Annotated in this window: 21 protein-coding genes; 12 read left to right on the top strand and 9 right to left on the bottom strand. The window is 60.3% G+C overall.

Going from position 1 to position 24,152, the window contains the following annotated elements:
* The first annotated feature begins 27 nt into the window (after positions 1-27).
* The gene (locus tag HBO10_RS22085; protein WP_034127465.1) at positions 28-369 is read left to right on the top strand and encodes a hypothetical protein; all 342 of its coding nucleotides are present in this window, start codon (positions 28-30) and stop codon (positions 367-369) included.
* Positions 370-485: 116 nt separating this feature from the next.
* Complete coding sequence (locus HBO10_RS22080) at positions 486-1,157, top strand: DUF3313 domain-containing protein (RefSeq protein WP_034127464.1); 672 nt, start codon at positions 486-488, stop codon at positions 1,155-1,157.
* Between the two features lie 55 nt (positions 1,158-1,212).
* On the opposite strand, the gene HBO10_RS22075 is transcribed toward HBO10_RS22080, so the two are convergent.
* Complete coding sequence (locus tag HBO10_RS22075; RefSeq protein WP_034127463.1) at positions 1,213-2,613, bottom strand: DUF1254 domain-containing protein; 1,401 nt, start codon at positions 2,611-2,613, stop codon at positions 1,213-1,215.
* Positions 2,614-2,727: 114 nt separating this feature from the next.
* Positions 2,728-3,081, bottom strand: a complete 354-nt coding sequence (locus tag HBO10_RS22070) for a response regulator (protein WP_034127462.1) — start codon at positions 3,079-3,081, stop codon at positions 2,728-2,730.
* Between the two features lie 262 nt (positions 3,082-3,343).
* On the opposite strand from HBO10_RS22070, the gene HBO10_RS22065 reads away from it, so the two are divergent.
* The 5 genes from HBO10_RS22065 to HBO10_RS22045 all read left to right on the top strand — a co-directional run bounded on the left by HBO10_RS22065 (position 3,344) and on the right by HBO10_RS22045 (position 9,911).
* On the top strand, positions 3,344-6,841 hold the full coding sequence (locus tag HBO10_RS22065; RefSeq protein ID WP_169922109.1) for a response regulator: 3,498 nt from the start codon (positions 3,344-3,346) through the stop codon (positions 6,839-6,841).
* Between the two features lie 15 nt (positions 6,842-6,856).
* Complete coding sequence (locus HBO10_RS22060; protein WP_014718485.1) at positions 6,857-7,672, top strand: protein-glutamate O-methyltransferase CheR; 816 nt, start codon at positions 6,857-6,859, stop codon at positions 7,670-7,672.
* On the top strand, positions 7,669-8,268 hold the full coding sequence (locus HBO10_RS22055) for a chemotaxis protein CheB (RefSeq protein ID WP_034127460.1): 600 nt from the start codon (positions 7,669-7,671) through the stop codon (positions 8,266-8,268). The genes HBO10_RS22060 and HBO10_RS22055 overlap by 4 nt, the downstream gene beginning before the upstream one ends.
* The gene (locus HBO10_RS22050) at positions 8,262-9,455 is read left to right on the top strand and encodes a hybrid sensor histidine kinase/response regulator (RefSeq protein ID WP_169922108.1); all 1,194 of its coding nucleotides are present in this window, start codon (positions 8,262-8,264) and stop codon (positions 9,453-9,455) included. Before HBO10_RS22055 ends, HBO10_RS22050 begins: the two co-directional genes overlap by 7 nt.
* 78 nt (positions 9,456-9,533) lie before the next feature.
* A complete protein-coding gene (locus tag HBO10_RS22045) occupies positions 9,534-9,911 on the top strand; it encodes a response regulator (protein WP_032897270.1) in 378 nt (125 codons plus the stop codon).
* A gap of 61 nt (positions 9,912-9,972) precedes the next feature.
* Here the strand turns inward: HBO10_RS22045 and HBO10_RS22040 are convergent, their stop codons facing one another.
* The 3 genes from HBO10_RS22040 to HBO10_RS22030 all read right to left on the bottom strand — a co-directional run bounded on the left by HBO10_RS22040 (position 9,973) and on the right by HBO10_RS22030 (position 14,358).
* On the bottom strand, positions 9,973-11,643 hold the full coding sequence (locus HBO10_RS22040) for an ATP-binding protein (protein WP_034127458.1): 1,671 nt from the start codon (positions 11,641-11,643) through the stop codon (positions 9,973-9,975).
* On the bottom strand, positions 11,643-13,142 hold the full coding sequence (locus HBO10_RS22035) for an ATPase domain-containing protein (RefSeq protein WP_034127457.1): 1,500 nt from the start codon (positions 13,140-13,142) through the stop codon (positions 11,643-11,645). The genes HBO10_RS22040 and HBO10_RS22035 overlap by 1 nt, the downstream gene beginning before the upstream one ends.
* A 157-nt stretch (positions 13,143-13,299) precedes the next feature.
* The gene (locus HBO10_RS22030; RefSeq protein WP_034127456.1) at positions 13,300-14,358 is read right to left on the bottom strand and encodes a tetratricopeptide repeat protein; all 1,059 of its coding nucleotides are present in this window, start codon (positions 14,356-14,358) and stop codon (positions 13,300-13,302) included.
* A 423-nt stretch (positions 14,359-14,781) separates the two neighbouring features.
* Between HBO10_RS22030 and HBO10_RS22025 the strand changes: the two genes are divergently transcribed.
* From HBO10_RS22025 to HBO10_RS22005, 5 genes are read left to right on the top strand one after another with little or no spacing between them, the layout of a single operon-like run.
* Entirely contained in the window at positions 14,782-16,431 is a 1,650-nt protein-coding gene (locus HBO10_RS22025; RefSeq protein ID WP_034127455.1) for an AMP-binding protein, read from the top strand.
* Between the two features lie 21 nt (positions 16,432-16,452).
* Complete coding sequence (locus HBO10_RS22020; RefSeq protein WP_034127454.1) at positions 16,453-17,220, top strand: SDR family NAD(P)-dependent oxidoreductase; 768 nt, start codon at positions 16,453-16,455, stop codon at positions 17,218-17,220.
* Between the two features lie 6 nt (positions 17,221-17,226).
* On the top strand, positions 17,227-18,417 hold the full coding sequence (locus HBO10_RS22015) for an acetyl-CoA C-acyltransferase (protein WP_168220193.1): 1,191 nt from the start codon (positions 17,227-17,229) through the stop codon (positions 18,415-18,417).
* A 9-nt stretch (positions 18,418-18,426) separates the two neighbouring features.
* Entirely contained in the window at positions 18,427-19,554 is a 1,128-nt protein-coding gene (locus tag HBO10_RS22010; protein ID WP_034127453.1) for an acyl-CoA dehydrogenase, read from the top strand.
* An 11-nt stretch (positions 19,555-19,565) separates the two neighbouring features.
* Entirely contained in the window at positions 19,566-20,339 is a 774-nt protein-coding gene (locus HBO10_RS22005) for an enoyl-CoA hydratase (RefSeq protein WP_034127452.1), read from the top strand.
* A gap of 248 nt (positions 20,340-20,587) precedes the next feature.
* Here the strand turns inward: HBO10_RS22005 and HBO10_RS22000 are convergent, their stop codons facing one another.
* The 4 genes from HBO10_RS22000 to HBO10_RS21985 form a co-directional block, all read right to left on the bottom strand.
* Positions 20,588-21,739 carry an acyl-CoA dehydrogenase family protein gene (locus HBO10_RS22000; RefSeq protein ID WP_034127451.1) on the bottom strand — a complete coding sequence of 384 codons (1,152 nt, stop codon included), beginning with the start codon at positions 21,737-21,739 and terminating at the stop codon, positions 20,588-20,590.
* A gap of 3 nt (positions 21,740-21,742) precedes the next feature.
* Entirely contained in the window at positions 21,743-22,846 is a 1,104-nt protein-coding gene (locus tag HBO10_RS21995; RefSeq protein WP_034127450.1) for an enoyl-CoA hydratase/isomerase family protein, read from the bottom strand.
* 130 nt (positions 22,847-22,976) lie between these two features.
* Positions 22,977-23,687, bottom strand: coding sequence for an HPP family protein (locus HBO10_RS21990; RefSeq protein WP_034127449.1), 711 nt, complete (start codon positions 23,685-23,687; stop codon positions 22,977-22,979).
* A gap of 166 nt (positions 23,688-23,853) precedes the next feature.
* Positions 23,854-24,042, bottom strand: coding sequence for a type VI secretion system contractile sheath small subunit (locus tag HBO10_RS21985; protein WP_254989728.1), 189 nt, complete (start codon positions 24,040-24,042; stop codon positions 23,854-23,856).
* Between the last annotated feature and the right edge of the window lie 110 nt (positions 24,043-24,152).

The raw sequence follows: 24,152 nt of genomic DNA, 5'->3' as shown, positions 1-24,152 counted from the left end.
GCCCACTTGGATGACGAGGGTTGCCAAATGTCAAATGCATACGAGTTTCTTAGCTTCGATGATTTGCCAGCTGCTGAAATTACCGAGAACGAAAACACGATCACCCTTACCGCGCCAGCGATTCCTGACGTTGATGCAGGACAAGAAGTCGTGTTCTTCGTGCGTACGCCTCTGGGCAAGGGCATTGCCGTCTACCTGACCTTGCAACAAGACCGCCTGAATGAACCCATGGAGGTGAAGTTGGATAAGAGCCAACTACCCAAGTCGAAGGAGTGGCACGTCGATTACGGCGCCTACGTTAACAAGCGCGCGGCTCATCGTTCAGCCGTGTCATATTTTCCAGCGACGACGGCGGCCAATCAGAGCTAGAACAGACGACAATAACCTGCGGCGAGGGAGGCGACCTCCTTCGCCATCTCTGGCGTTAATAAGGTGCTATACCTACCACTCACTCTTACGATAGTGGTCGCCAGGGAGTTTAATTGATGAAACTAAGGCTAATGGTCAGCACACTGTGTGTTGCCTCGCTAGGCATGGCCGGTTGCGCCAGCAAGGTGGTGCAGCCGGATGAGTATTCAGGGTTTCTTTCCAACTACAGTCAGCTCAAGGAAGCCAAGTCACCGTCGGGGGCTGAGGTGATGCGCTGGGTTGATCCACAGCTGGACCTGAGCCGCTACACCGCGGTCTACATCGAGCCTACCCAGTTTTACCCCAAGCCCCAGGCCACTTCCCGAATTCCCGAGAGCACGTTGCGGGGCATCAATGACTATTACAACCAGGCGCTCAAGCGCGAGCTGGGTCAGTCACTGCCCGTGGCCAATGCCCCAGGCCCAGGGGTAATTGTTGTGAGAGCGGCGATTACCGCCGTGAGCAGCAAGACCGAGAGTCTCAAGCCATATGAGTTTATTCCCGTCGCCCTGGTGGCTGCGGCAGTGAGCACGGGCACCGGCATTCGCGACCAGGAAACCACCCTGGGCACCGAGGCGCAGTTCCTCGATGGCGCCACTCATAAAGTGCTGGCCCAAGTGGTGCGCAAAGGCACCGGCAAGCCGCTGGCTAATGACTCCCAAGTGATGAAGGCCGACGATGTAAAAAGCGTCATCGACGGTTGGGCGTCAGACCTGCACCAGTCCTACGTGAAACTGAAAAAACACTGAGTCAAAAAAAAGCGCGGCGGGTCATCGCCCGTCGCGCTTTTTTTATTCGCCGAGCTTATTTAAGCGGCGTCAACGCTGGTAGCTTCCACTGGCCGCTAGCGACTTCAGGCTTGGGCAGGTAAATGCGCAAGACCGCATAGAACGGGCCGGGAGGGGCTGGCAACCAGTTGCTCTGCTCAGCCTTGGGTGGCTCGTGGTGTTGCAATGCCAGGGTCGAGCCACCCTCTGCGTCGAGCTTGAGGCTCGGCAACATCTGCGAGTTGATCAGGTAGCGCTTCTTGTGGTTTGGCACCAGCAGTTTGGTCTTGGCGTCGTACATCGTCAGCGACCAGAACGCATCAGCCGGCGGCAACTGGTCCTTGGCAAAATGCACGTTGTAGCTGTGGCGTGCACCATTGGCCGGTTTGCCCTCGCTGTCGATGACGTAGCTCAAGTGCGCGGCTTCATCACTGGAGTTGCCGAACATCCCCAGCTCGGCACCGGCGTAGCGGTACAGGTAGTTGTTTTGCAGGTGATCGCGGCTGCCGTACAGGTCTGCGCCGGTTACTTGGTGGGTGTCGACCTTGGCCTTCTTGAACGCGGCGAATTCAGCGCGGCCATCGGCGATGCCGTCTTCCAGAGCCTTGCGCTGCTCGGCGGTCAACTGGTTGATTTTGAACGGCGCGCCCGGGGCAATACCGATCCTGGCAAAGCGCGCCAGCAGATCTTTTTCATTGTCCTGGGGCGCGGCGAAGGCCAGCATGAAGTTCAGGTAGCGAAACAGCTGCGGGCCTTCGGTCATCGTCGACATCGGCTTGGGCCATTGGATCTTCGGCACGTTGGCGGGGGCGGGTTGCTTCACATAGCTGCTCAGCGCCTGCACCTTGTAGCCGCTCTGGATCTGCTTGACCTTGCTCAGGTCTTTGTCGTCAAACAGTTGAGTGCGGTAAAGGGCGTAGGCGATGTTGCTTTCGCTGTAGACCACACGGTCGATGTCCACCGGCTGCTGACCTTTCCAGTCTGGCCCGGCGATCATGTAGTGCCCGCCGTTATTGCCGGTACTGCGGGTGCCCAGGTAGGCGAAATTCTGCGTATAGAGATCGATCAATTGCACCGAGTAATAGCGGTTGTCTTCAATCTTGGGCAGGGTCAGCACCAGCGGCTCTTTGCGCAAGTCCATCCACACGAACGAGTAGGGCGTGTCGACGTTCGGGGTGGTAACTGCGTTGTCCTTGGGGGTGAGCACCTGGGCGCTGTTTTCGATACGGTTGAACGGCGCCTTGAAGTGGGCACCGCCTTTATCAACGGCCTGGGTGTAGAGCGTCTTGTACATCTGCACCACCGGGAAGCCGTACAAGTAGGCTTCCTTGGCAATGGCCCTGGCTTCGCTGGGGCTTGCGGTGAAGTCAGCCCAGGCGCCGGAGCTCATGAGTATCGAGAGGCTCGCCAACAGCAGGCGCGTCGGTTTTCCAATCATGTTGTTGCGTCCTTCCTGAGTGCTATCTGAGAGCGTGGCGTGAAGGCGCTGAGTTTCCTGTTTTATTGGCCGGTCGTCACGTTAATCTCTGCAAAGGACCATGAGGAAGGGGCGTTAGAGCATGGATTTGACTTTGTCACGCAACTGATCGATCGAAAACGGCTTGCCAATCACCTGCATGCCGTCGGGCACATCAATGTTTTCGGCATAGCCGCTGGCAAACAGGATAGGCAGGGTAGCGCGCAGTTCGCGGACCTTGGTTGCCAGTTGTTTGCCGTCCATGTCGGGCAGGCCAACGTCGGTCATCATCAGGTCGATGATCTGGTCGGTATTTTGCACCTGCGCCAGTGCTTCCCCAGCATCCGCGGCTTCGAGCACCTTGAACTCCAACTCTTCGAGGACATCGACGATCAGCATGCGCACGATGGCGTCGTCTTCGACTACAAGGATGGTGGAGGTGTGGGACATAGTGAACTTTCCTGAACAGTGAGAGCGCTGGGCTTAAAGGCAACTAGATTGTGAGTAATAACAATGCCAGCAAGTTCCGAAGCAATTGCTGGCATTGTGACCTTAGCGGCGCAAAAAGTCCCGTCCGCTTGCGTGCTGACTCACCAAGGTGCAGGCGCCATGAGCTAGACCGCATTCGCTGCCAATCAACGCACAAACATAGCGTTGAGCGATGTTATTCGGGCAAACTTGCGGTTTTCCCGCATTTGGCCAAGGCATGCCCATGACACCCGCGTCGTCCGTCGATGAAAAAAGCTTTCGTACCTTGCTGAGCCGAAACGTGGCCCTGCCCTTGGGCGTGGGCGTGCTCAGCGCGGTGTTTTTCGTCTGCCTGATTACCTATTTGCTCTCGGTGATCCAGTGGGTGGAGCACACCGACCGCGTCATTAACAACCTCAATGAGACGTCCAAACTGACGGTTGACCTGGAAACGGGTATGCGCGGGTTCCTGATCACCGGTGACGAGCACTTCCTTGATCCGTACGAAGTGGCCAAGCCGCGGATCATTGCCGACCTGCGCAATTTGCAGGATCTTGTGGCCGACAACCCGCAGCAGGTCGACCGACTCAAGCGCTTGGAAACCTTGCAAACCGAATGGAACAACTACGCACAGTCGATGATTGAGCTGCAGCGCAACAGCGGTGATTACCGGGGCGCGGTCAAGGCGGGCCGGGGCAAGCGGCTCACCGATGAAATTCGCAAGGAATATGAGGACGCGGTGGCGATGGAACAACAGTTCCGTATCACCCGTAACGCAGAGGTTACCCGCACGACGGTGATCAGTGTCACGTTGTACCTGGCGTTTGTACTGGGGCTGAGTGGTTTTCTGGCCTACATCGGCAGGAAGAATTTAATTTCACTTTCAAAGAGTTACAGCGCAAACCTCGCGTCACAACAGAAGATTGCACGGCGCCTGGAGCAAACCGCCTGGCTGCGCAATGGCCAGACCGAGCTGGCCGAGCAAGTGCTTGGCCAACTGACCCTGAACATGCTGGGACGCAATATCCTGCAGTTCTTCGCCCAGTACATGGGCTCGGCCGTCGCCGCACTGTACGTGCGCGAAGAACACGGCGGCCTCAAGCGTGTGGCCACGTATGGCTTCTCCCGCGAGCAGGAACAACAGGAACAGTCGATCTACAGCGACGAAGGCATCGTCGGGCAGGCCGCCCAGCGCGATCGCCTGATTCGCCTGGACGATGTGCCGGTGGATTACTTCAAGGTCAGTTCCGGCCTCGGTGAAGGGGCCGCCCGCAGCGTATTGGTGGTGCCAACCAGCGATGATGACCGTGTCAATGGCGTGGTCGAGCTGGGTTTCCTGCGCCCGCTGGATGAGCGTGATATCGAACTGCTGGAACTGATCGCCGGCAATATCGGCACCTCCATCGAAGCCGCGCGCTATCGCCAGCGCTTGCAGGAAGTGCTGGCCGAGACCCAGCAGCTCAACGAAGAACTGCAAGTACAGCAGGAAGAGCTCAAGACCGCCAACGAAGAGCTGGAAGAACAGTCGCGCATTCTCAAGGAATCCCAGGCCCACCTGGAAACCCAGCAGGCTGAGCTGGAGCAGACCAACGAGCAACTCGCCGAACAGACCCAGACCCTGGCCGAACAGCGCGACGCCATGGACCGCAAGAACATCGAGCTGAACCAGGCCCAACTGGAGCTGGAAGACCGCGCCGATGAGCTGCAGCGCTCCAGCAAGTACAAGTCCGAATTCCTGGCCAACATGTCTCACGAGCTGCGCACACCGCTGAACAGCTCGCTGATCCTGGCCAAACTGCTGGCAGATAACCCCCAGGAAAACCTCAGCGCCGAGCAGGTCAAGTTTGCCGAATCGATCTATTCAGCCGGCAATGACTTGCTCAACCTGATCAACGACATCCTGGATATTTCCAAGGTCGAAGCCGGCAAGCTGGAAGTGCGCCCGGAAAACGCTAGCGTCGAACGCCTGGTGGATGGCCTGCGCGGCATGTTCGAGCCGCTGGCAATGGACCGCAAACTGGGCTTCCAGGTGGACGTGCAGCAAGGCTCGCCAACCCTGCTGTTTACTGATCGCCAACGCCTGGAGCAGATCCTCAAGAACCTGTTGTCCAACGCCATCAAGTTCACCGAACAGGGCGAGGTCAGCCTGTCGGTGTCCCGCGCGCCGGGGGAAGGCATTGCCTTTACCGTGCGCGATTCCGGCATAGGTATCGCCCCGGATCAACAGGAAAGCATCTTCGAAGCCTTCCGTCAGGCCGACGGCACCACCAATCGCCGTTACGGCGGTACTGGCCTGGGCTTGTCGATTTCCCGTGACCTGGCCACCTTGCTGGGCGGCTATATCAGTGTGACCAGCGAACCGGGAAAAGGCAGTATTTTCACGCTTGTACTGCCTGAACAGTATGTCGAACGCGACGAGGACGCGGCGCCGATCGAGCCACCGCGCCAAGTGGTGGTCGCGCCGGCACCGGCGCCTGTCAAGGTGTCGCCATTGCCGGTGGCCGACGCCAAGGTGATCCCACGCTTTGCCGACGACCGAGAAAAAGCACCGTTCAGCACCCGCTGCATCCTGGTGGTGGAAGACGAGCCGAATTTTGCGCGAATCCTGTTCGACCTCGCTCACGAACTGGGTTACCACTGCCTGGTAGCCCACGGTGCCGACGAGGGCTATAGCCTTGCCGAGCAGTACATCCCCGACGCGATCCTGCTGGACATGCGCCTGCCAGACCATTCCGGGCTGACCGTGCTGCAACGCCTCAAGGAACACGCCAACACGCGCCATATCCCCGTGCATGTGATTTCCGTGGAAGACCGCGTCGAAGCCGCCATGCACATGGGCGCCATCGGTTATGCCGTCAAGCCCACTACCCGCGAAGAGCTCAAGGACGTGTTTGCGCGCCTGGAAGCCAAGTTGACCCAGAAGGTCAAGCGCATCCTGCTGGTCGAAGACGATGACCTGCAGCGCGACAGCATTGCCCGCCTGATCGGCGACGATGACATCGAGATCACCGCCGTAGGCTTTGCCCAGGAAGCCCTCGACCTGCTGCGCACCACTATCTACGACTGCATGATCATCGACCTCAAGCTGCCGGACATGCTCGGCAACGAGCTGCTCAAGCGTATGGCCACCGAGGACATCTGCTCGTTCCCGCCAGTAATCGTCTATACCGGGCGTAACCTGACCCGGGATGAAGAGGCCGAGCTGCGCAAGTATTCACGCTCGATCATCATCAAGGGCGCGCGCTCGCCTGAGCGTCTGCTGGATGAAGTCACGCTGTTTCTGCACAAAGTCGAATCCCAGTTGTCCCATGACCGCCAGAGGATGCTCAAGACCGCCCGCAGCCGCGACAAGGTCTTCGAAGGACGCAAAATCCTGTTGGTGGACGACGACGTACGCAATATCTTCGCCCTGACCAGCGCCCTGGAGCACAAAGGCGCTGTGGTGGTGATCGGGCGTAACGGCCAGGAAGCCATCGACAAGCTCAATGAAGTGGACGATATCGACCTGGTGCTGATGGACGTGATGATGCCGGAGATGGACGGTTACGAGGCCACCGCCTTGATCCGCCAGGACCCACGCTGGAAAAAACTGCCAATCATTGCCGTGACGGCCAAGGCCATGAAGGACGATCAGGAACGTTGCCTGGCAGCAGGCTCAAACGATTACCTGGCCAAGCCGATTGACCTGGACCGCCTGTTCTCACTGATTCGGGTATGGCTACCGAAGATGGAACGCATTTAAGTGGAGCAGTGTTTCTTGGATAAGAGCAGCGATATTGAGCTGCGCCTGTTGATCGAGGCGATTTACCTCAAGTACAGCTATGACTTTCGCGACTACTCGGGCGCGTCGGTCAAACGCCGTGTGGCCCATGCCTTGCGTCAGTTCGACTGCGCGACCATTTCCGCACTGCAAGAGCGCGTGTTGCACGACCCGGCCGCGTTCATGCAGTTGCTGCAATTCTTGACCATTCCGGTGAGCGAGATGTTTCGCGACCCGTCGCACTTCCTCGCGATTCGCCAGGAAGTCGTGCCGCTGCTCAAGACCTACCCGTCGATCAAGATCTGGATTGCCGGCTGCAGCACGGGCGAGGAGGTGTACTCCATGGCCATCCTGCTGCGTGAAGAAGGCTTGCTGGAACGCACCATCATCTACGCCACGGACATCAACCCCGCGTCGCTGGATAAAGCCAAGCAGGGCATCTTTTCCCTGGAGAACGTGCGCGCCTACACCGCCAATTATCAGCAGGCCGGCGGGCAACGTTCATTTGCTGACTACTACACAGCGGCTTACGATTACGCGATCTTCGACAAGACATTGCGCGAGAACGTGACCTTTGCCGACCACAGCCTGGCAACCGACAGCGTATTCTCAGAAACTCAATTAATTTCATGTCGTAACGTATTGATTTATTTCAATAAAAAATTGCAAGATCGAGCGTTTGGCTTGTTTCATGAGTCGCTGTGTCATCGCGGCTTTTTGGTGCTGGGCAGCAAGGAAACCCTGGATTTTTCCGCCTACAGCAAGCAATTCGAGCCCTTGGTCAAGCAGGAACGGATTTACCGGAAATCATGAGCGACGCGCCAGACACCCCGATTTCGGGGATCGAAGCCATCGTCGTCGGCGCGTCCGCCGGCGGCGTAGAGGCGTTGCTGAGTATTTTCGGCCAGTTGCCGAGCACCTTCGCGCTGCCGATCATTGCCGTGCTGCACCTGCCGGACGAGCGCCGCAGCCAACTGGCAGAAGTCTTTGCCCGGCGCCTGAACATCCCGGTCAAGGAGGCGAGGGACAAAGAAGCGCTGGAGGCGGGCACCTTGTACTTTGCCGGGCCCGGTTATCACCTGTCGGTAGAGCAGGACCGCAGCCTGTCCCTGAGCCAGGAAGACCGGGTGCACCATTCCAGACCCGCCATCGACTACCTGTTTTCCTCGGCGGCCGATGTGTATGGGCCGGGCCTGCTCGCCATTTTGTTGACTGGCGCCAACCAGGACGGCGCAAGCGGGCTGGCCCACGTCAAGCAATCGGGTGGCATTACCATCGTGCAGGACCCACAAGAGGCACGCATTGCCGTCATGCCCCTGGCGGCTCTGGCCTTGCATACACCTGACCATATTCTTTCCTTGAGCCGAATCGGCTCATTGCTGGCTTCCCTGGAACCCTTCCCATGTTAAGTACTGTCCAGGCCAAACTGCTGATCGTCGACGATCTGCCGGAAAACCTGCTGGCCCTCGAGGCGCTGATCAAGCGTGAGGATCGCCAGGTCTTCAAGGCATTGAGTGCCGACGAGGCGTTGTCCCTGTTGCTGGAACATGAATTCGCCATGGCGATCCTCGACGTGCAGATGCCTGGCATGAACGGTTTCGAACTGGCCGAACTGATGCGCGGCACCGAAAAGACCAAGAACATCCCCATCGTGTTCGTCAGCGCCGCTGGCCGCGAACTCAACTACGCCTTCAAGGGCTATGAAAGCGGCGCGGTGGACTTCCTGCACAAGCCGCTGGATATCCATGCGATCAAGAGCAAGGTCAATGTGTTCGTCGACCTGTATCGGCAGAGCAAGGCGATGAAGCTGCAAGTTGAAGAACTGGAGCGCAGCCGCCGTGAGCAGGAGCTGTTGCTCACGCGCCTGCAGGCCACCCAGGCCGAGCTGGAACAGGCGGTGCGCATGCGTGACGACTTCATGTCGATTGTCGCCCACGAAGTGCGTACGCCCCTCAACGGGCTGATTCTGGAGACCCAACTGCGCAAGATGCACCTGGCCCGGGACAACGCCGCGGCGTTTACCCTGGACAAGATGCGCGCCATGGTTGACCGCGATGAGCGCCAGATCCAGAGCTTGATCCGCCTGATCGAGGACATGCTCGACGTGTCGCGTATCCGTACCGGCAAGCTGTCGATTCGCCCGGCACGCATCGATCTGGCGCAACTGGTACGCAACCTGGTGGATAACTTCGCGCCGCAAGTGGCAGCCGCCGAGTCGTCCATGCAATTGCAGGCCGAAAGCCCGGTGCAAGGCTGTTGGGATGAGTTCCGTATCGAGCAGGTGATCACCAACCTGCTGACCAACGCCCTGCGCTACGGAGCCAAGAGCCCGGTGCAGGTGCGGGTGTATACCGAGCATGGCGAAGCGCGGGTAGAGGTACGCGACCATGGCATTGGTATCAGCGAGGAGAACCAGAAGCGTATTTTCCAACAGTTCGAACGGGTTTCGGCCAACCATTCCGCAGCCGGCCTGGGCCTGGGCCTGTTTATTTCCGAGCAGATCGTGGCGGCCCATGGCGGCACGATTGAGGTCGAGAGTCAGATAGGTGAGGGCGCCCTGTTCCGGGTATGCCTGCCTTTGGAAGTGGCCGAGTGAAATCAATCGTCACCCCGACGCAACCTCTGCGTGACCCCATGGTCGTAACTGCAGCAATTGACCGGACAAAGGCTTCCCATGAGTGAAGATGCACAAGATGTCGTACTGATCGTCGAGGACGACGAATCCATTATGTTTGTGCTGGGCGAGTACCTGGCAGGCTTGGGCTACCGGGTCTTGAAGGCGATCGACGGGGAGCAGGCCTTCGAAATCCTTGCGACCAAACCGCACCTGGACTTGATGGTCACCGATTACCGCCTGCCGGGTGGGATCTCGGGCGTGCAGATTGCCGAGCCGGCAATCAAATTGCGTCCGGAGCTGAAGGTGATCTTTATCAGCGGGTACCCGCAGGAAATTCTGGACTGCCACAGCCCCATCACGCGCAATGCGCCGATCCTGGCCAAGCCGTTCGATCTGGATACGCTGCAGGAGCATATCCAGCGGTTATTGGCGTAATACCGCACAACTTGAGACTCTGCGCATCTCGACGCTCTTCTTTTTAGGTGGCGTGACCGCCTCAGGCCCTGATCATTTCTCGGACCTTGGCGGTCAATAAATCGAAGGTAAACGGCTTGGTGATCAACTGCATGCCAGGATCCAGGAATCCCCCTCGCACGGCGGCATGCTCGGCATAGCCGGTGATGAACAATACCTTGAGTTGAGGACGAATCTGCCGGCCGATTTCCGCCAGTTGCCGGCCGTTCATACCGGGTAGGCCGACATCGCTGATCATCAGGTCGATGCGCTGTTCGGATTCAATGATCGGCACCGCCGTATTCGCATCCCCAGCCTCGATAAACCCATACCCCAGTTCTTTGAGCACAGCGCTGACCAGCACCCGAACCGCGGGGTCATCCTCGACAATCAATACCGTTTCCCCAGCATTGGCAAACGGCAGCAGCGTCGGGTTGAGCGGCGCTTGTGCCTGGGGCTCACCAATGAAACGCGGCAGAAACAGGCTGACCGTCGTGCCTTGGTTGACTTCGCTGTGGATGGTCACATGCCCACGAGACTGACGAGCGAAGCCGTAGATCATCGACAACCCAAGACCGGTGCCTTGGCCGATGGGTTTGGTGGTAAAAAACGGATCGAACACGCGACCCATCAGATGTTGCGGTATGCCGCAACCGTTGTCGCTGACACTCAGCTCTACGTAGTCGCCCGGGGTCAAGGTGCCGTAGGCGGCGGTAAAGACACTGTCGAGGTGGCGATTGGTGGTCTCCACGGTCAGCGTGCCACCCGTGGGCATGGCGTCGCGCGCGTTGATCACCAGGTTGAGCAAGGCGCTTTCGAGCTGGTTCGGGTCGGCTTCGGCGGTCCACAGGGCATCGCTCAGACGCATGTCCAGGCTGATGCTTTCGTTGATGCTGCGTTGCAGCAACTCGCCCATGGCTGCCACCAGTTGATTGATCTGCACGGGCTTGGAGTCAAGCGATTGTCGGCGCGAAAACGCCAGCAACCGGTGTGTGAGGCTGGCCGCGCGATTGGCGGAGGTCACACCCAGGTCGATCAGGCTGTCCAAGTCATCCAGCTTGCCTCGGGATACCCGCCTGCGCAGCAGTTCCAGGCTGCCGATAATGCCCGTGAGCATATTGTTGAAGTCATGGGCGATACCGCCGGTCAACTGGCCGACGGCTTCCATTTTCTGCGACTGGCGCAAAGCCTCTTCGTTATGGCGCAGTTGAGCCGTGCGTTCTTCCACTTGCTGTTCAAGCGTTTCCAGGGTGCGCTGCAGCCGCAGTTCACTCTCGCTCAAGTCAATCAACCGGTCCCGTGCTTCGTATTGGCGACGCCGACCGCGCAGCGCGGCGCTCACCAGGCTGATCAGGGTAATGGGGTGGAAAGGCCGCTCCAGAAACGTCACGTTGCCCAGCAAGCCACTGAGCCGGGTGGAGCCGTTCTGCTCTTTGCCGCCATGATGGGTCATCAGCACGATCGGCAGGTCGGACCACGCCGGCTGCTGGTGCAATTGCTCGAGCAGTGGTTCAAGGTCTACGCCACGCAGCGCCTCGGCGGCAATGATGAGCAGGCCGGCGCCTTGCGCCAGTTCTTCGCACACTTGTCCCAGGTTGCTGGCGACGATCCCGCTGTAGCCGGCTTCGTTAAGCATCATCAGCGCCAATGAACCATCGCGGCCCATGGGCGCCAGCACGATGGCGCGCTCGGAGATGGGGGAGAGGGCCGGCACTAGCCCTCATCCTTGAGCAGAGGGGAGCCGGCGCCCATATAGGTTGGAATGCCGCGCAGCACACCCTGGAAGTTATCCAGGGGAACACCCACGGTCATGCCACGGCTGCCGATGCGATATTCGCGGATAGTCGACTCATGGGAGCCAGTCCTTTTCTTGATGATCGAAATGGCCCGGCGAACTTTGCCCAGAGCCTCGAAGTAACGCAGCAGGATCACGGTGTCAGCCAGGTAGGTGATGTCGACCGGGGTCTGCATGTCGCCCACCAGGCCGTGCTGGGCCACCGTCATGAAGGTCGCGGCACCGCGGCGGTTGAGGTACAGCAACAGCTCATGCATATGCAGGATCAACGCGTTTTCTTCAGGCATTGCGGCCTGGTAGCCGTTGATACTGTCGATGACCACCGTCTTGATGCCGCGCTCATCCACGCAGCGACGAACCCGGTGCGAAAATTCGCCGGGGGAGAGTTCAGCGGCGTCTACCTGTTCGATCAGCAGGTTGCCGGTGTCCCGTAGAGCGGCGAGATCAATGCCCATGTTTTTCATGCGCTCGAACAGCAGGCCCAGTTCTTCATCGAAGATAAACAGCGCAGCCTTTTCGCCTCGCGCCACGGCGGCGGCGGCGAAGATCATCGAGATCAGCGACTTGCCGGTGCCCGCCGGGCCGAGAATCAGGCTGCTGGAGCCGGTCTCGATACCACCGCCGAGCAAAGAGTCCAACTCCTCGATGCCACTGCTCAAGGTTTGACGGTTATAACCACCGCGATGCTCGGCCGCTACCAGGCGCGGGAACACGTGAATGCCGTCGCCCATGATGGTGAAATCATGAAAGCCGCCACGGTATTTCTGACCACGGTATTTCACTACGCGGATACGCCGACGCTCGGCACCGTAGGTGGGGGTCAGTTCTTCCAGGCGAATCACGCCGTGGGCCACGCTGTGCACGGTTTTATCCAGGGACTCGGTGGTCAGGTCGTCCAGCAGCAGTACGGTGGCGTCATAGCGTACGAAGTAGTGCTTGATCGCCAGGATCTGCCGGCGATAGCGCAAGGAGCTCTGCGCCAGAAGGCGGATCTCAGACAGGCTGTCGACCACCACGCGGGTCGGCTTGACCCGTTCTACCACTTCAAAGATCTGGCGGGTGGCTTCACCCAGTTCCAGGTCGGAGGAATACAGCAGACTTTGCTGGTGATCGGCGTTGAGCAGGCTTTCCGGAGGGGTAAGCTCGAAGATATGAATATGCTCATCCAAGTCCCAGCCGTGGGATTTGGCACCCTGGCGCAGTTCGTGCTCGGTTTCGGACAGGGTGATATATAAGCAACGTTCGCCGTTCTGCGCACCGGCCCGCAGAAAATGCAGGGCCACGGTGGTTTTACCGGTGCCGGGTTCGCCTTCGAGCAAAAACACGTGGCTTCGCGATAGCCCCCCGGCAAGAATGTCATCAAGACCTTCGACGCCGGTGGCCGCCTTTTCACTCAACAGCTGTTTGGATGTACTCAAGAAGTGCCCTCAGGTCACGTACAAGTAGAGGGGCACGCCGAATGGGACGCGCCATATTCACTTGACCGTAGTGGCCACTGGCGGTTCAACGTTTTGAATGATTTGGACGAAGAGAGGCTGCTTTTACAAGTTTTTGCAGTGCTGAACTGATCGCAGATCAGAGGCCCTGCTGTAGCGCCGGATCATCCGGGTTCTGTTGCTCCAGTTGAGCGAGCAGCACTTGGACGTTCTGCAACTGGCCGGTCTCTTTCCAGTAGTTGACCAGCAGCACGCGGGCTTTGCGGTTGGCGGGGTGACGCTGGACGATTTCTTCCAACTGGCGCTGGGCCGCCTCTACTTCGTCCTGGGCGTGCAGGGTCGTGGCCAGGTCGTAGCGATAATCCGGGTTGTCCGGCGCAAGCTCCACCGCCTTGGACAAGCCGAGCAGGGCGTAGGGCCGCTCGCCATGGTGCAGCAGCCACATGCCCAGAGCGTGTTGCAGGTAGGCCGATTCGGGGTGCGCAGCCAATTGTCGGGCCAGCAGTTGACGCGACTCGTCAGTCTTTCCTTGCTTGTCCAGCAGTTCGATTTGCGATACCACCGCTTGCAGGTTGTCCGGCTGCAAGCGCATTGCCTGCTCCAGGGCGTTTTGCGCCTCCGGCAATAGAGCGCTGTGGATGTACAGGCGCGCCAATTGAATCCAGCCTTCGGCGGTTTCGGGTTGAGCCTTCAGGGTTTTAACGAATTCGTCGAGCACCTGCTGCAGCGGGCCAAAGTACAGGCCCAGGGTGTCGGGGGACAGGCCCAGCAAGGCGTTGGCGGCGGCAAAGCGCACCGGCTGTTCTGGATCGTCCAGTACCGGGCCGAGCAGCAAGGTACGTTGGCCAGTGGGCACCAGCCCGACGATGCTGTGAATCGCGGCCTCGCGCACCAGCGCCGATTCATTGGCCAGGTCTTTATCGGCCAGCTTCAGCGCCTGGGGGCTGGGGTAATTGGGCAGCTCAGCATGCAAGGCGGCGCGGCGCTCGGGCGACAGGTCCGGCCGGCCCAGCTGTTGGTACAACACACGTGCGGCGCCTGGCTCGCCGTTATGCGCCTGCTTCAAGGCCTTGGAATAGCCATGGGCGATGGCCGGGGCGACGGCCACTGCCGGGGTACGGGAGAAAAACCAGGTGATCAGTACGATCAGCAACAGGGCGCACAGGCCGATGATGGAGTAACGGCGTGACTTTGACATGCAGGCGTCCGAAAGCTTGGACAGCTAAAAGTGGACAGCTTCGGCCAGCGCAAGGCGAGTGTCAAACCGGTGGTTCAGTGACTGAGGTGGTAACTGACACACCGCCTTCGCGGGCAAGCCCGCTCCCGCAGAGATTTGCGCTTGGCGCTGATTCCGTGGGCGATAGATAACCCTGTGGGAGCTGGCTTGCCTGCGAAAGCGGCGGTGCAGTGACAGATGGGGTGACTGATCCACCGTCTTCGCGGGCAAGCCCGCTCCCACAGAAAAGCGAAAAAGCCCCCCGTGTTCACTACGGACTGGCCAAACCAGTCAGCCAAGTTGAAGGCTTTGACCATTGCCGCTGCGCCGCTCTGGAGCGACTATTTCAGCGGTTTATCGAGTTGTAAACGTCCTGAAAATAAAAACACAGAAGGATAGGAAGCGATGCGTGAGTATTTGGCTGCCACTACCGAGTTTGATTACCAGCATACCGCCGACGCCGCACTGGCCGGCAATCTGCAGGCGCTCAATGCCTGTGTTGAATGCTGTGACCGTCACGCGCTGCCGGGGCGCATCGCGTTGTTCTGGGAGGGCAAGGACGGGCGCAGCGCCACCTCTACCTTTACCGAACTGCAGGAGCACGCCGCACGTTTCGCCAACTTCCTGCTGGCCCAGGGCGTCAAGCGCGGTGACAAAGTGGCGGGCCTGTTGCCTCGCACTGCCGAATTGTTGGTGGTCGTGCTGGCGACGTGGCGCATCGGCGCGGTCTATCAGCCGCTGTTTACCGCGTTCGGACCCAAAGCGATTGAACATCGCTTGAACAGCTCTGGCGCAGCGCTGGTAGTCACCGATGCAGTGAACCGTCCCAAGCTGGCGGAGGTCGCCGACTGCCCGACCATCGTCACAGTCGCCGGGGCCAAAGGCGAAGGTATCGTGCGGGGCGACTACAGCTTCTGGGCCGAACTGCCCAATTACTCTTCTCACTGCGAGCCGGTGCTGCTGGGCGCAGAGGAGCCGTTTCTGCTGATGTTCACCTCCGGCACCACCGGCCCGTCCAAGGCGCTGTCGGTACCGCTCAAGGCCATCGTCGCGTTCCAGGGCTATATGCGCGACGCCGTGGACTTGCGCCCCGAGGACGCGTTCTGGAACGTTGCCGACCCTGGGTGGGCCTATGGCATCTATTTCGGCGTGACCGGGCCGTTGTCCATGGGGCACCCGATTACTTTCTACGATGGCCCGTTCACTCTGGAAAGCACCTGCCGGGTCATCAATAAATACGCGATCACCAACCTGACCGGTTCGCCCACGGCGTATCGGCTGTTGATTGCCGGTGGCGAACAGTTCGCCCGTTCGATCAAGGGCAAGCTGCGCATCGTCAGCAGCGCCGGCGAGCCATTGAACCCGGAGGTGATCCGCTGGTTCGCCGACAACCTTGGCGTGACCATCCACGACCATTACGGCCAGACCGAGCTGGGCATGGTGCTGTGCAATCACCATGGTTTGGCGCATCCGGTGCATGTCGGCTCGGCGGGTTTTGCCTCGCCAGGGCATCGCATCGTGGTGCTGGATGACAACCATCAGGAGCTGCCAGCCGGCCAACCCGGCATCCTAGCCATCGACCGCGAGCAATCGCCTATGTGCTGGTTTGCCGGGTACGACGGCGTGAAAACCAAGGCGTTCGTCGGCAAGTACTACCTCAGCGGCGACACCGTGGAGCTGAACCCGGACGGCAGCATCAGCTTTGTCGGGCGCAGCGACGACGTGATCACTACATCCGGCTACCGCGTGGGCCCTTTCGATGTGGAAAGCGCGTTGGTGGAACACCCTGCGGTGGTCGAGGCTGCCGTGGTCGGCAAGCCTTGCCCGGAGCGCACCGAGCTGGTCAAAGCCTTTGTGGTGATCAGTGAGCAATACCGTGCCACCCCGGAGCTGGCTGAAGAGTTGCGCCTGCATGTGCGTCAGCGCCTGGCCGCCCATGCGTACCCGCGGGAAATCGAATTTGTCAGCGACTTGCCCAAGACCCCGAGCGGCAAGCTGCAACGCTTTATTTTGCGCAATCAGGAAATAGCCAAGGCCCAGGCGGCCGTGGCGTGATCCCTTTAAAAGGAAACAACGATGCAGATTGAAAACAAGGTATTCCTGGTCAGCGGCGGCGCGTCGGGCCTCGGCGCGGCCACGGCTGAAATGCTGGTCGCCGCAGGTGCCAAGGTGATGCTGGTGGACATGAACGCTGACGCCGTGGCCGCCAAGGCCGAGCAACTGGGCGACAACGCCCGCAGTGCCGTAGCAGACATCAGCCAGGAAGCCGCTGCAGAAGCGGCGGTGAAGGCAGCGGTCGAGGGCTTTGGTGGCTTGCATGGCCTGGTCAACTGCGCGGGTGTGGTGCGCGGCGAGAAGATCCTCGGCAAGAATGGCCCGCACGGCCTGGCAAGCTTTGCCCAGGTGATCAACGTCAACCTGGTCGGCAGCTTCAACCTGCTGCGCCTGGCCGCTGCGGCTATCGCTGAAACCGAGGCGAATGCCGACGGCGAGCGCGGCGTTATCATCAATACCGCCTCGGTGGCGGCATTCGATGGGCAGATCGGCCAGGCTGCGTACGCCGCCTCCAAGGGCGCGATCGCCAGCCTCACCTTGCCTGCCGCACGGGAACTGGCGCGCTTTGGTATCCGCGTGATGACCATTGCACCGGGCATTTTCGAAACCCCGATGATGGCCGGCATGACCCCGGAGGTGCGCGACTCCCTGGCTGCTGGCGTGCCGTTCCCGCCACGCCTGGGCAAGCCCGCCGAATATGCCGCGCTGGTACGCCACATCATTGAAAACAGCATGCTCAATGGCGAGGTGATCCGTCTCGACGGTGCCTTGCGCATGGCCGCCAAATAAGGAGCAATTGCCATGAACGACCCTATTGTTATTGTCAGCGCCGTGCGCACGCCCATGGGCGGTTTCCAGGGCGACCTCAAAAGCCTGACCGCACCGCAGCTGGGCGCAGCCGCCATTCGTGCGGCGGTCGAGCGTGCCGGTATCGCCACCGATGCCGTCGACGAAGTGCTGTTTGGCTGTGTGCTGCCCGCCGGGCTTGGACAGGCGCCTGCCCGCCAGGCTGCCCTGGGCGCCGGGTTGGACAAGGGCACGCGCTGCACCACCCTCAACAAAATGTGCGGTTCCGGCATGGAAGCGACGATTCTGGCCCACGACTCGCTGCGCGCTGGCAGCGTGGATGTGGTGATCGCAGGCGGCATGGAAAGCATGTCCAACGCCCCGTACCTGCTGGATCGTGCGCGCAGCGGCTACCGCATGGGCCACGGCAAGGTGCTGGACCATATGTTCCTCGACGGCCTCGAAGATGCTTACGACAAGGGGCGCCTGATGGGCACCTTTGCCGAGGACTGCGCCGAGCACAATGGTTTTACCCGGGAAGCCCAGGACGCGTTTGCCATCGCTTCCCTGACCCGCGCACAAGAGGCCATCACCCACGGCAGCTTTGCCAGTGAAATCGTCCCGGTGCAGGTCACCGTGGGTAAAGAACAAAAAACCATTCTGCACGATGAGCAACCGCCGAAAGCCAGGCTGGACAAGATTGCCAGCCTTAAACCGGCGTTCCGTGACGGCGGTACAGTGACGGCAGCCAACTCCAGCTCGATCTCCGATGGCGCCGCGGCGTTGTTGCTGATGCGTGAGTCCGAGGCACTCAAGCGCGGCCTCAAGCCGTTGGCAGTGATCCACGGGCACGCCGCGTTTGCCGATGAGCCTGGGCTGTTTCCGGTGGCGCCGGTGGGGGCGATTCGCAAACTGATGAGCAAGACCGGCTGGAGCCTCGACGAGGTGGACCTGTTCGAAATCAACGAGGCCTTCGCCGTGGTCAGCCTGGTGACCATGAGCAAGCTGGAGATTCCCCACGACAAGGTCAACGTGCATGGTGGTGCCTGTGCATTGGGCCACCCCATTGGTGCCTCCGGCGCACGCATCCTGGTGACGTTGCTCGCGGCCCTGCGCCAGAAGGGCCTCAAGCGTGGCGTCGCCGCTATCTGCATTGGCGGCGGTGAAGCCACGGCCATGGCCGTTGAATGCCTGTATTGAGGATGACCTATGTTGCCCAATGACGAACAACTGCAAATCAGCGACGCCGCCCGGCAATTTGCCCAGGAGCGTTTGAAACCCTTCGCCGCCGAGTGGGACCGCGAGCATCGTTTTCCCAAGGAGGCCATTGGGGAAATGGCCGAACTGGGATTTTTCGGCATGCTGGTCCCGGAACAGTGGGGCGGTTGCGACACCGGCTACCTTGCCTACGCCATGGCCCTGGAAGAAATCGCCGCGGGCGACGGTGCCTGCTCCACGATCATGAGCGTGCACAACTCGGTGGGTTGCGTACCGATCCTCAAGTTTGGCAATGACCAGCAGAAAGAGCAGTTCCTCACGCCCCTGGCCAGCGGCGCCATGCTCGGTGCCTTCGCGCTGACCGAACCCCAGGCCGGCTCTGACGCCAGCAGCCTGAAAACCCGTGCGCGCCTTGAAGGCGACCACTATGTACTCAACGGCTGCAAACAGTTCATCACCTCCGGGCAAAACGCCGGGATCGTGATTGTGTTTGCGGTCACTGACCCCGCCGCAGGCAAGCGTGGAATCAGCGCGTTTATCGTGCCCACCGATTCGCCCGGTTATACCGTGGCACGGGTGGAAGACAAGCTGGGGCAGCATGCCTCGGACACTTGTCAGATCCTGTTTGAAGACGTGAAAGTACCGGTGGCCAACCGTCTGGGCGAGGAGGGCGAGGGCTACAAAATCGCCTTGGCCAACCTGGAAGGTGGCCGCGTGGGCATCGCCTCCCAGTCGGTGGGCATGGCCCGCGCCGCCTTCGAAGCGGCCCGCGACTATGCCCGTGAGCGTGAAAGCTTTGGCAAGCCGTTGATCGAACACCAGGCCGTGGCCTTTCGCCTGGCCGACATGGCCACCCAGATCGCCGTCGCCCGGCAGATGGTGCATTACGCCGCCGCCCTGCGTGACAGTGGCAAGCCGGCGCTGGTGGAAGCGTCCATGGCCAAGCTGTTTGCGTCCGAAATGGCCGAGAAAGTCTGCTCGGCCGCCTTGCAAACCTTGGGCGGTTACGGTTACCTGAACGACTTCCCCCTTGAGCGGATCTACCGCGACGTGCGGGTCTGCCAGATTTACGAAGGCACCAGCGATATTCAACGCATGGTCATCTCACGCAATCTTTAAGGAGCCGATACATGAGTTACGAAACCATCCTGCTTGACGTCCAGGGCCGTGTCGGGCTGATCACGCTCAACCGTCCCAGCGCACTGAACGCCTTGAATGCACAACTGGTCAGTGAGCTGAACCAGGCGCTGGACAGCCTGGAAGCCAACCCTGAAATTGGCTGCATCGTGCTGACTGGCTCGAAAAAAGCCTTCGCGGCCGGTGCCGACATCAAGGAAATGGCCGAGCTGACCTACCCGCAGATCTATATGGACGACTTGTTCAGCGACAGCGATCGCGTGGCCAATCGCCGTAAGCCGATCATCGCCGCCGTGAATGGCTTCGCCCTGGGCGGTGGCTGCGAACTGGCCCTGATGTGTGACTTTATCCTTGCCGGCGACACCGCCAAATTCGGTCAGCCGGAAATCAATCTGGGCGTGCTGCCGGGCATGGGCGGCACCCAGCGCCTGACCCGTGCAGTGGGCAAGGCCAAGGCCATGGAAATGTGCCTGACCGGGCGTTTTATTGACGCGGTAGAGGCCGAGCGCTGCGGGATTGTCGCGCGTATTGTGCCCGCCGATGAGTTGCTGGAAGAAGCGCTGAAAGTGGCCACCCTGATCGCTGGTAAATCCGTACCGATCAGCATGATGGTCAAGGAAAGCGTGAATCGTGCGTTTGAAGTCAGCCTGTCCGAAGGCGTGCGCTTTGAGCGCCGGGTGTTTCATGCGGCGTTCGCGACCCAGGATCAGAAGGAAGGCATGGCCGCATTCGTGGCCAAGCGGGCGCCGGAATTCAAGGATAAATAACCCTGCCAAACCCCGCATAGCAAAGGTGGGAGCTGGCTTGCCTGCGATGGCATCGCCTCGGTTAGCTGATGGACCGAGGTGTCTGCATCGCAGGCAAGCCATAATGCCAGACGGTCAAGGCATTTTTGTAGGAGCGAGCTTGCTCGCGAGAAGCTCACAGACGCCGCGGTCAGTCAGCAAGCACGTGTTATCGTTGACGTTTTTCGCGAGCAAGCTCGCTCCTACAGAAGCCGATGGTGTCATGTCCGTTAGAGCTGGTAGTTTTTCAACTCCCTGGCAATCACCATCCGCTGAATCTCGCTGGTGCCTTCGTAAATCTGCGTGATCCGTGCATCCCGGTAGTAGCGCTCCACCGGGTAATCCTCCAGATACCCATACCCTCCATGAATCTGCATTGCCTTGGAGCAGACCCGCTCGGCCATTTCCGAGGCGAACAGCTTGGCCTGGGAGGCTTCGGACAAGCATGGTTTGCCTGCAGTGCGCAGGCGTGCGGCGTGGAGGATCAGCAGGCGCGCAGCGTTGAGCTGGGTTTGCATGTCGGCCAGCAGGTTGGCCACGCTCTGGTGTTCGATGATTGCCTTGTCGAACTGCACCCGATCACGGGCGTAGGCCAGCGCGGCTTCAAACGCGGCGCGGGCGATGCCCAGGGCCTGGGCGGCGATACCAATGCGGCCGCCTTCCAGGTTGGAGAGGGCGATGGCCAGCCCCTTGCCGCGCTCACCCAACAGATTGGCTTCGGGAACCTTGCATTGGTTGAGGGTGACGGCGCAGGTGTCTGACGCACGAATGCCCATCTTGTGCTCGGTGCGGTCGACCACGAAACCTGGGGTATCGGTGGGCACCAGGAACGCCGAAATACCTTTCTTGCCCAGGTCCGGATCGGTCACGGCGAACACGATGGCCAACTTGGCCCGCTTGCCGTTGCTGACAAACTGCTTGGCGCCATTGATGACCCATTGGCCATCACGCAGCTCGGCACGGGTGCGCAGGTTATGGGCTTCGGAACCGGCCTGGGGTTCGGTCAGGCAGAAGCAACCGATGGCCTGGCCACTGGCGAGTTCGGCCAGCCAGGTGTGTTTCTGTTCGGTTGTGCCGTAGTTGAGGATCGGCCCGCAACCCACTGAATTATGGATGCTCATCAACGCGCCCGTCGCAGCGTCACCGGCGGATATTTCCTCCACGGCCAGGGCATAGGCGACGTAATCGACATAGGTGCCACCCCATTCTTCCGGGACGACCATGCCTAGCAGGCCCAGCTCGCCCATCTTCGCCACCAGGGCGTCGTCGATCCAGCCGGCTTTTTCCCAGGCTTGGGCATGGGGGGCGATTTCGCCTCGGGCAAAATCCCGCGCCATGTCGCGGATCATCACTTGTTCTTCAGTGTATTCAAGATCTTGCATGGCTTATTTCCCAATCTGCACGAAGTCGCGGAAGAAGCTGTCCACATGGCTGGTATCCAGCGCATGGAGGGTGGGCGGGTTCCACTTCGGAGTCTTGTCCTTGTCGATGATCAGTGCGCGAACCCCTTCGATCAGGTCGCCGCGCTCGAACCATTGGCGATCCAGATGCAGTTCGAGGGCAAAGCACTGTTCCAGTGGCAAGTGGCGGCCACGGCGCAGCATCTCCAGGGTCACGGCCATGGCCAGGGGCGAGCGGGTCTGCATGAGGTTGGCGGTGGTCAGCGCCCAGTCGTGGCTATCGGCCACGGTGACTTGTTGCAGCTGCTCGACGATGCTGGGCACGTCTGGCAACCCGAAAAAGTGGTCAATGGCCGGGCGCAAGGCCGCCAAGGGGGCGTCGGGCAATTGCTGCACGGCGAGCTTGGCGAGTGCGCCTTGCAGGTCCTTGAGCGGCGAGTCATGCCATTGCAGGCCGTCGAGTTTCTGATCCAGCTCAACCCACTTGGCGCTGTCGATGTACCAGTCTGCCAACCCGCAGTACAAGGCATCGGCCGCACGGATCTGCACGCCAGTCACCCCAAGGTAAGTACCCAGCTCACCCGGAATGCGTGAAAGGAAATAGCTGCCGCCGACATCCGGGAAGTAGCCGATGGCCACTTCCGGCATCGCCAGGCGGCTGCGTTCGGTGACTACCCGCAGGTCCGCACCTTGCACCAGGCCCATGCCACCGCCGAGGACGAAGCCGTCCATCAACGCCAGTACGGGTTTGCGGTAGTGGTGAATGGCCAGGTCGAGGGCATATTCCTCGACGAAGAAGTCCTGGTGCAGGGTGTCGCCTTGCTTGAAGCTGTCGTACAGCGAGCGGATGTCGCCGCCGGCGCAAAAGGCTTTCTCACCGGCGCCGCGCAGTACCACGGCGTAGACCTCGGTGTCGTCGGCCCAGGCCTGCAAATGCGCGGTTAACTGGCGGACCATGTCCAGGGTGATGGCGTTCAAGCCAGCGGGACGATTGAGGGTGAGGTGGCCGATATGGTTGCGCACGCTTGCCAGGACAGCGTCCTGCTGGACCTCGGCGCGGCTTGCTTGGGATGAAACCTGAGCAGTCATCTCTAACTCCCTGCTTTTATTGTCTTTATCAAGATGTTCGCGGGTGAACTCTCTCGTGATCGTACCAGTGCAAATTTGCCCAGTACAACCCGGAATCCTGCAGGTCGTTGTTGCATTTATGCAGTGCCGGTCAAACCACCCGGCTGGCCAGTACCTCACCGATACTGCGACGTCGGGCATGGCCCTCGGCGGCGTGGATCAGTTGCTCCAACTCTGTCGGTTCGACATCGTAGAACTGCTCCATCTCGGCCAACGCGAGCTTGAGGTCGGCTGCCGTGATGCTCGGCTCGCTCACGGCATTGGCAGTGCCCAGGATAACCGGGGCTGGCTCGGCAAGGCCCTTGGGATAACGCGTGCGCGTGGCATTGTTATAGGCCAGCGCGCAGGCGAGCAGGGCGCCGGCGCCGAGCATCACCGGCGCAAGCTCGTACCAGCCGAGGTTGACCGATGCCGGATCGGCCAGCACCAGGGTCATGGCCAGGCCGCCGGCCGGTGGGTGCAGGCAGCGCAGCCAGCAGATGAGAATCACGGTCATGCCCGCCGCCAGGCAGGCGCTGCCCAAGGTGCGCCCCAAGACGCGGGCGACCAACAACGCGACGATGCCTGCACACAGGTAACTGCCCATGATTGACCAGGGTTGGGCCAGCGCCCCCGACGACACGGCAAACAGCAGTACGGCCGATGCGCCAAGCGGGCCGAGCAGGTGCAGGGCCACCTCCATGCCGAACACCTGGGCACAGGCCCAGACACTGAACATCGTGCCCAGGGCCATGCCGATGGCTGCACGGCTCCATTCGGCGGGACGGGTGTTGATTGCAGCGGGTAACCAGCGAGCGAGCATTGAGAGACGGTCCATAAACAGCGGGCGAAAAAAAAGGCCTGCCTGGTTTCCCGGAACAGCCCTTTGAAGGTTCCAACATTTGGGGGAAGGAACCTGTGCAGTGTGCAGTGCTTGATAACGCGGCGCCAATGCATATTAATGAGGGTTAAATGCAAAATAAATGCAGCTAAAAGGCCTCGCCGTAGGTAATCGGCCCGGAGTCTGCGGGTGTAGCCGGATTGATCTTGCCCAGCACGCGACTATGGGTTTCTTCATTGAACAGACGCGCTTGCAGGTCTTCGCGCAGCCTTGGATCGTCGGCCAGCGGCCCTTTCAACGCCACCAGTGCGTCACGCAACGCCATCAAACGATCCAGCCTGGGTAAAGGGAGGGTTAACAGGTTTTCTCGCACGGCATTGTCCTCTCAATGAAGTAAGCCATCGCGCGCGGGCAGCCTACAACGTCCTTGTTGTCATGAAGTGCCCT

The sequence above is a fragment of the Pseudomonas sp. WS 5503 genome (assembly GCF_012985385.1).
Classification (GTDB): domain Bacteria; phylum Pseudomonadota; class Gammaproteobacteria; order Pseudomonadales; family Pseudomonadaceae; genus Aquipseudomonas; species Aquipseudomonas paracarnis.
The sequence above is the reverse complement of the archived record's forward strand: the minus strand, read 5'-3'. Positions and strand labels throughout refer to the sequence as shown.

Excerpts from the sequence above, each read along its gene's own strand:
- HBO10_RS22085 (WP_034127465.1), top strand. The coding sequence starts at position 28 with ATGTCAAATGCATACGAGTTTCTTAGCTTCGATGATTTGCCAGCTGCT.
- HBO10_RS22080 (WP_034127464.1), top strand. The coding sequence starts at position 486 with ATGAAACTAAGGCTAATGGTCAGCACACTGTGTGTTGCCTCGCTAGGC.
- HBO10_RS22075 (WP_034127463.1), bottom strand. The coding sequence starts at position 2,613 with ATGATTGGAAAACCGACGCGCCTGCTGTTGGCGAGCCTCTCGATACTC.
- HBO10_RS22070 (WP_034127462.1), bottom strand. The coding sequence starts at position 3,081 with ATGTCCCACACCTCCACCATCCTTGTAGTCGAAGACGACGCCATCGTG.
- HBO10_RS22065 (WP_169922109.1), top strand. The coding sequence starts at position 3,344 with ATGACACCCGCGTCGTCCGTCGATGAAAAAAGCTTTCGTACCTTGCTG.
- HBO10_RS22055 (WP_034127460.1), top strand. The coding sequence starts at position 7,669 with ATGAGCGACGCGCCAGACACCCCGATTTCGGGGATCGAAGCCATCGTC.
- HBO10_RS22050 (WP_169922108.1), top strand. The coding sequence starts at position 8,262 with ATGTTAAGTACTGTCCAGGCCAAACTGCTGATCGTCGACGATCTGCCG.
- HBO10_RS22045 (WP_032897270.1), top strand. The coding sequence starts at position 9,534 with ATGAGTGAAGATGCACAAGATGTCGTACTGATCGTCGAGGACGACGAA.
- HBO10_RS22030 (WP_034127456.1), bottom strand. The coding sequence starts at position 14,358 with ATGTCAAAGTCACGCCGTTACTCCATCATCGGCCTGTGCGCCCTGTTG.
- HBO10_RS22025 (WP_034127455.1), top strand. The coding sequence starts at position 14,782 with ATGCGTGAGTATTTGGCTGCCACTACCGAGTTTGATTACCAGCATACC.
- HBO10_RS22020 (WP_034127454.1), top strand. The coding sequence starts at position 16,453 with ATGCAGATTGAAAACAAGGTATTCCTGGTCAGCGGCGGCGCGTCGGGC.
- HBO10_RS22010 (WP_034127453.1), top strand. The coding sequence starts at position 18,427 with ATGTTGCCCAATGACGAACAACTGCAAATCAGCGACGCCGCCCGGCAA.
- HBO10_RS22005 (WP_034127452.1), top strand. The coding sequence starts at position 19,566 with ATGAGTTACGAAACCATCCTGCTTGACGTCCAGGGCCGTGTCGGGCTG.
- HBO10_RS22000 (WP_034127451.1), bottom strand. The coding sequence starts at position 21,739 with ATGCAAGATCTTGAATACACTGAAGAACAAGTGATGATCCGCGACATG.
- HBO10_RS21995 (WP_034127450.1), bottom strand. The coding sequence starts at position 22,846 with ATGACTGCTCAGGTTTCATCCCAAGCAAGCCGCGCCGAGGTCCAGCAG.
- HBO10_RS21990 (WP_034127449.1), bottom strand. The coding sequence starts at position 23,687 with ATGCTCGCTCGCTGGTTACCCGCTGCAATCAACACCCGTCCCGCCGAA.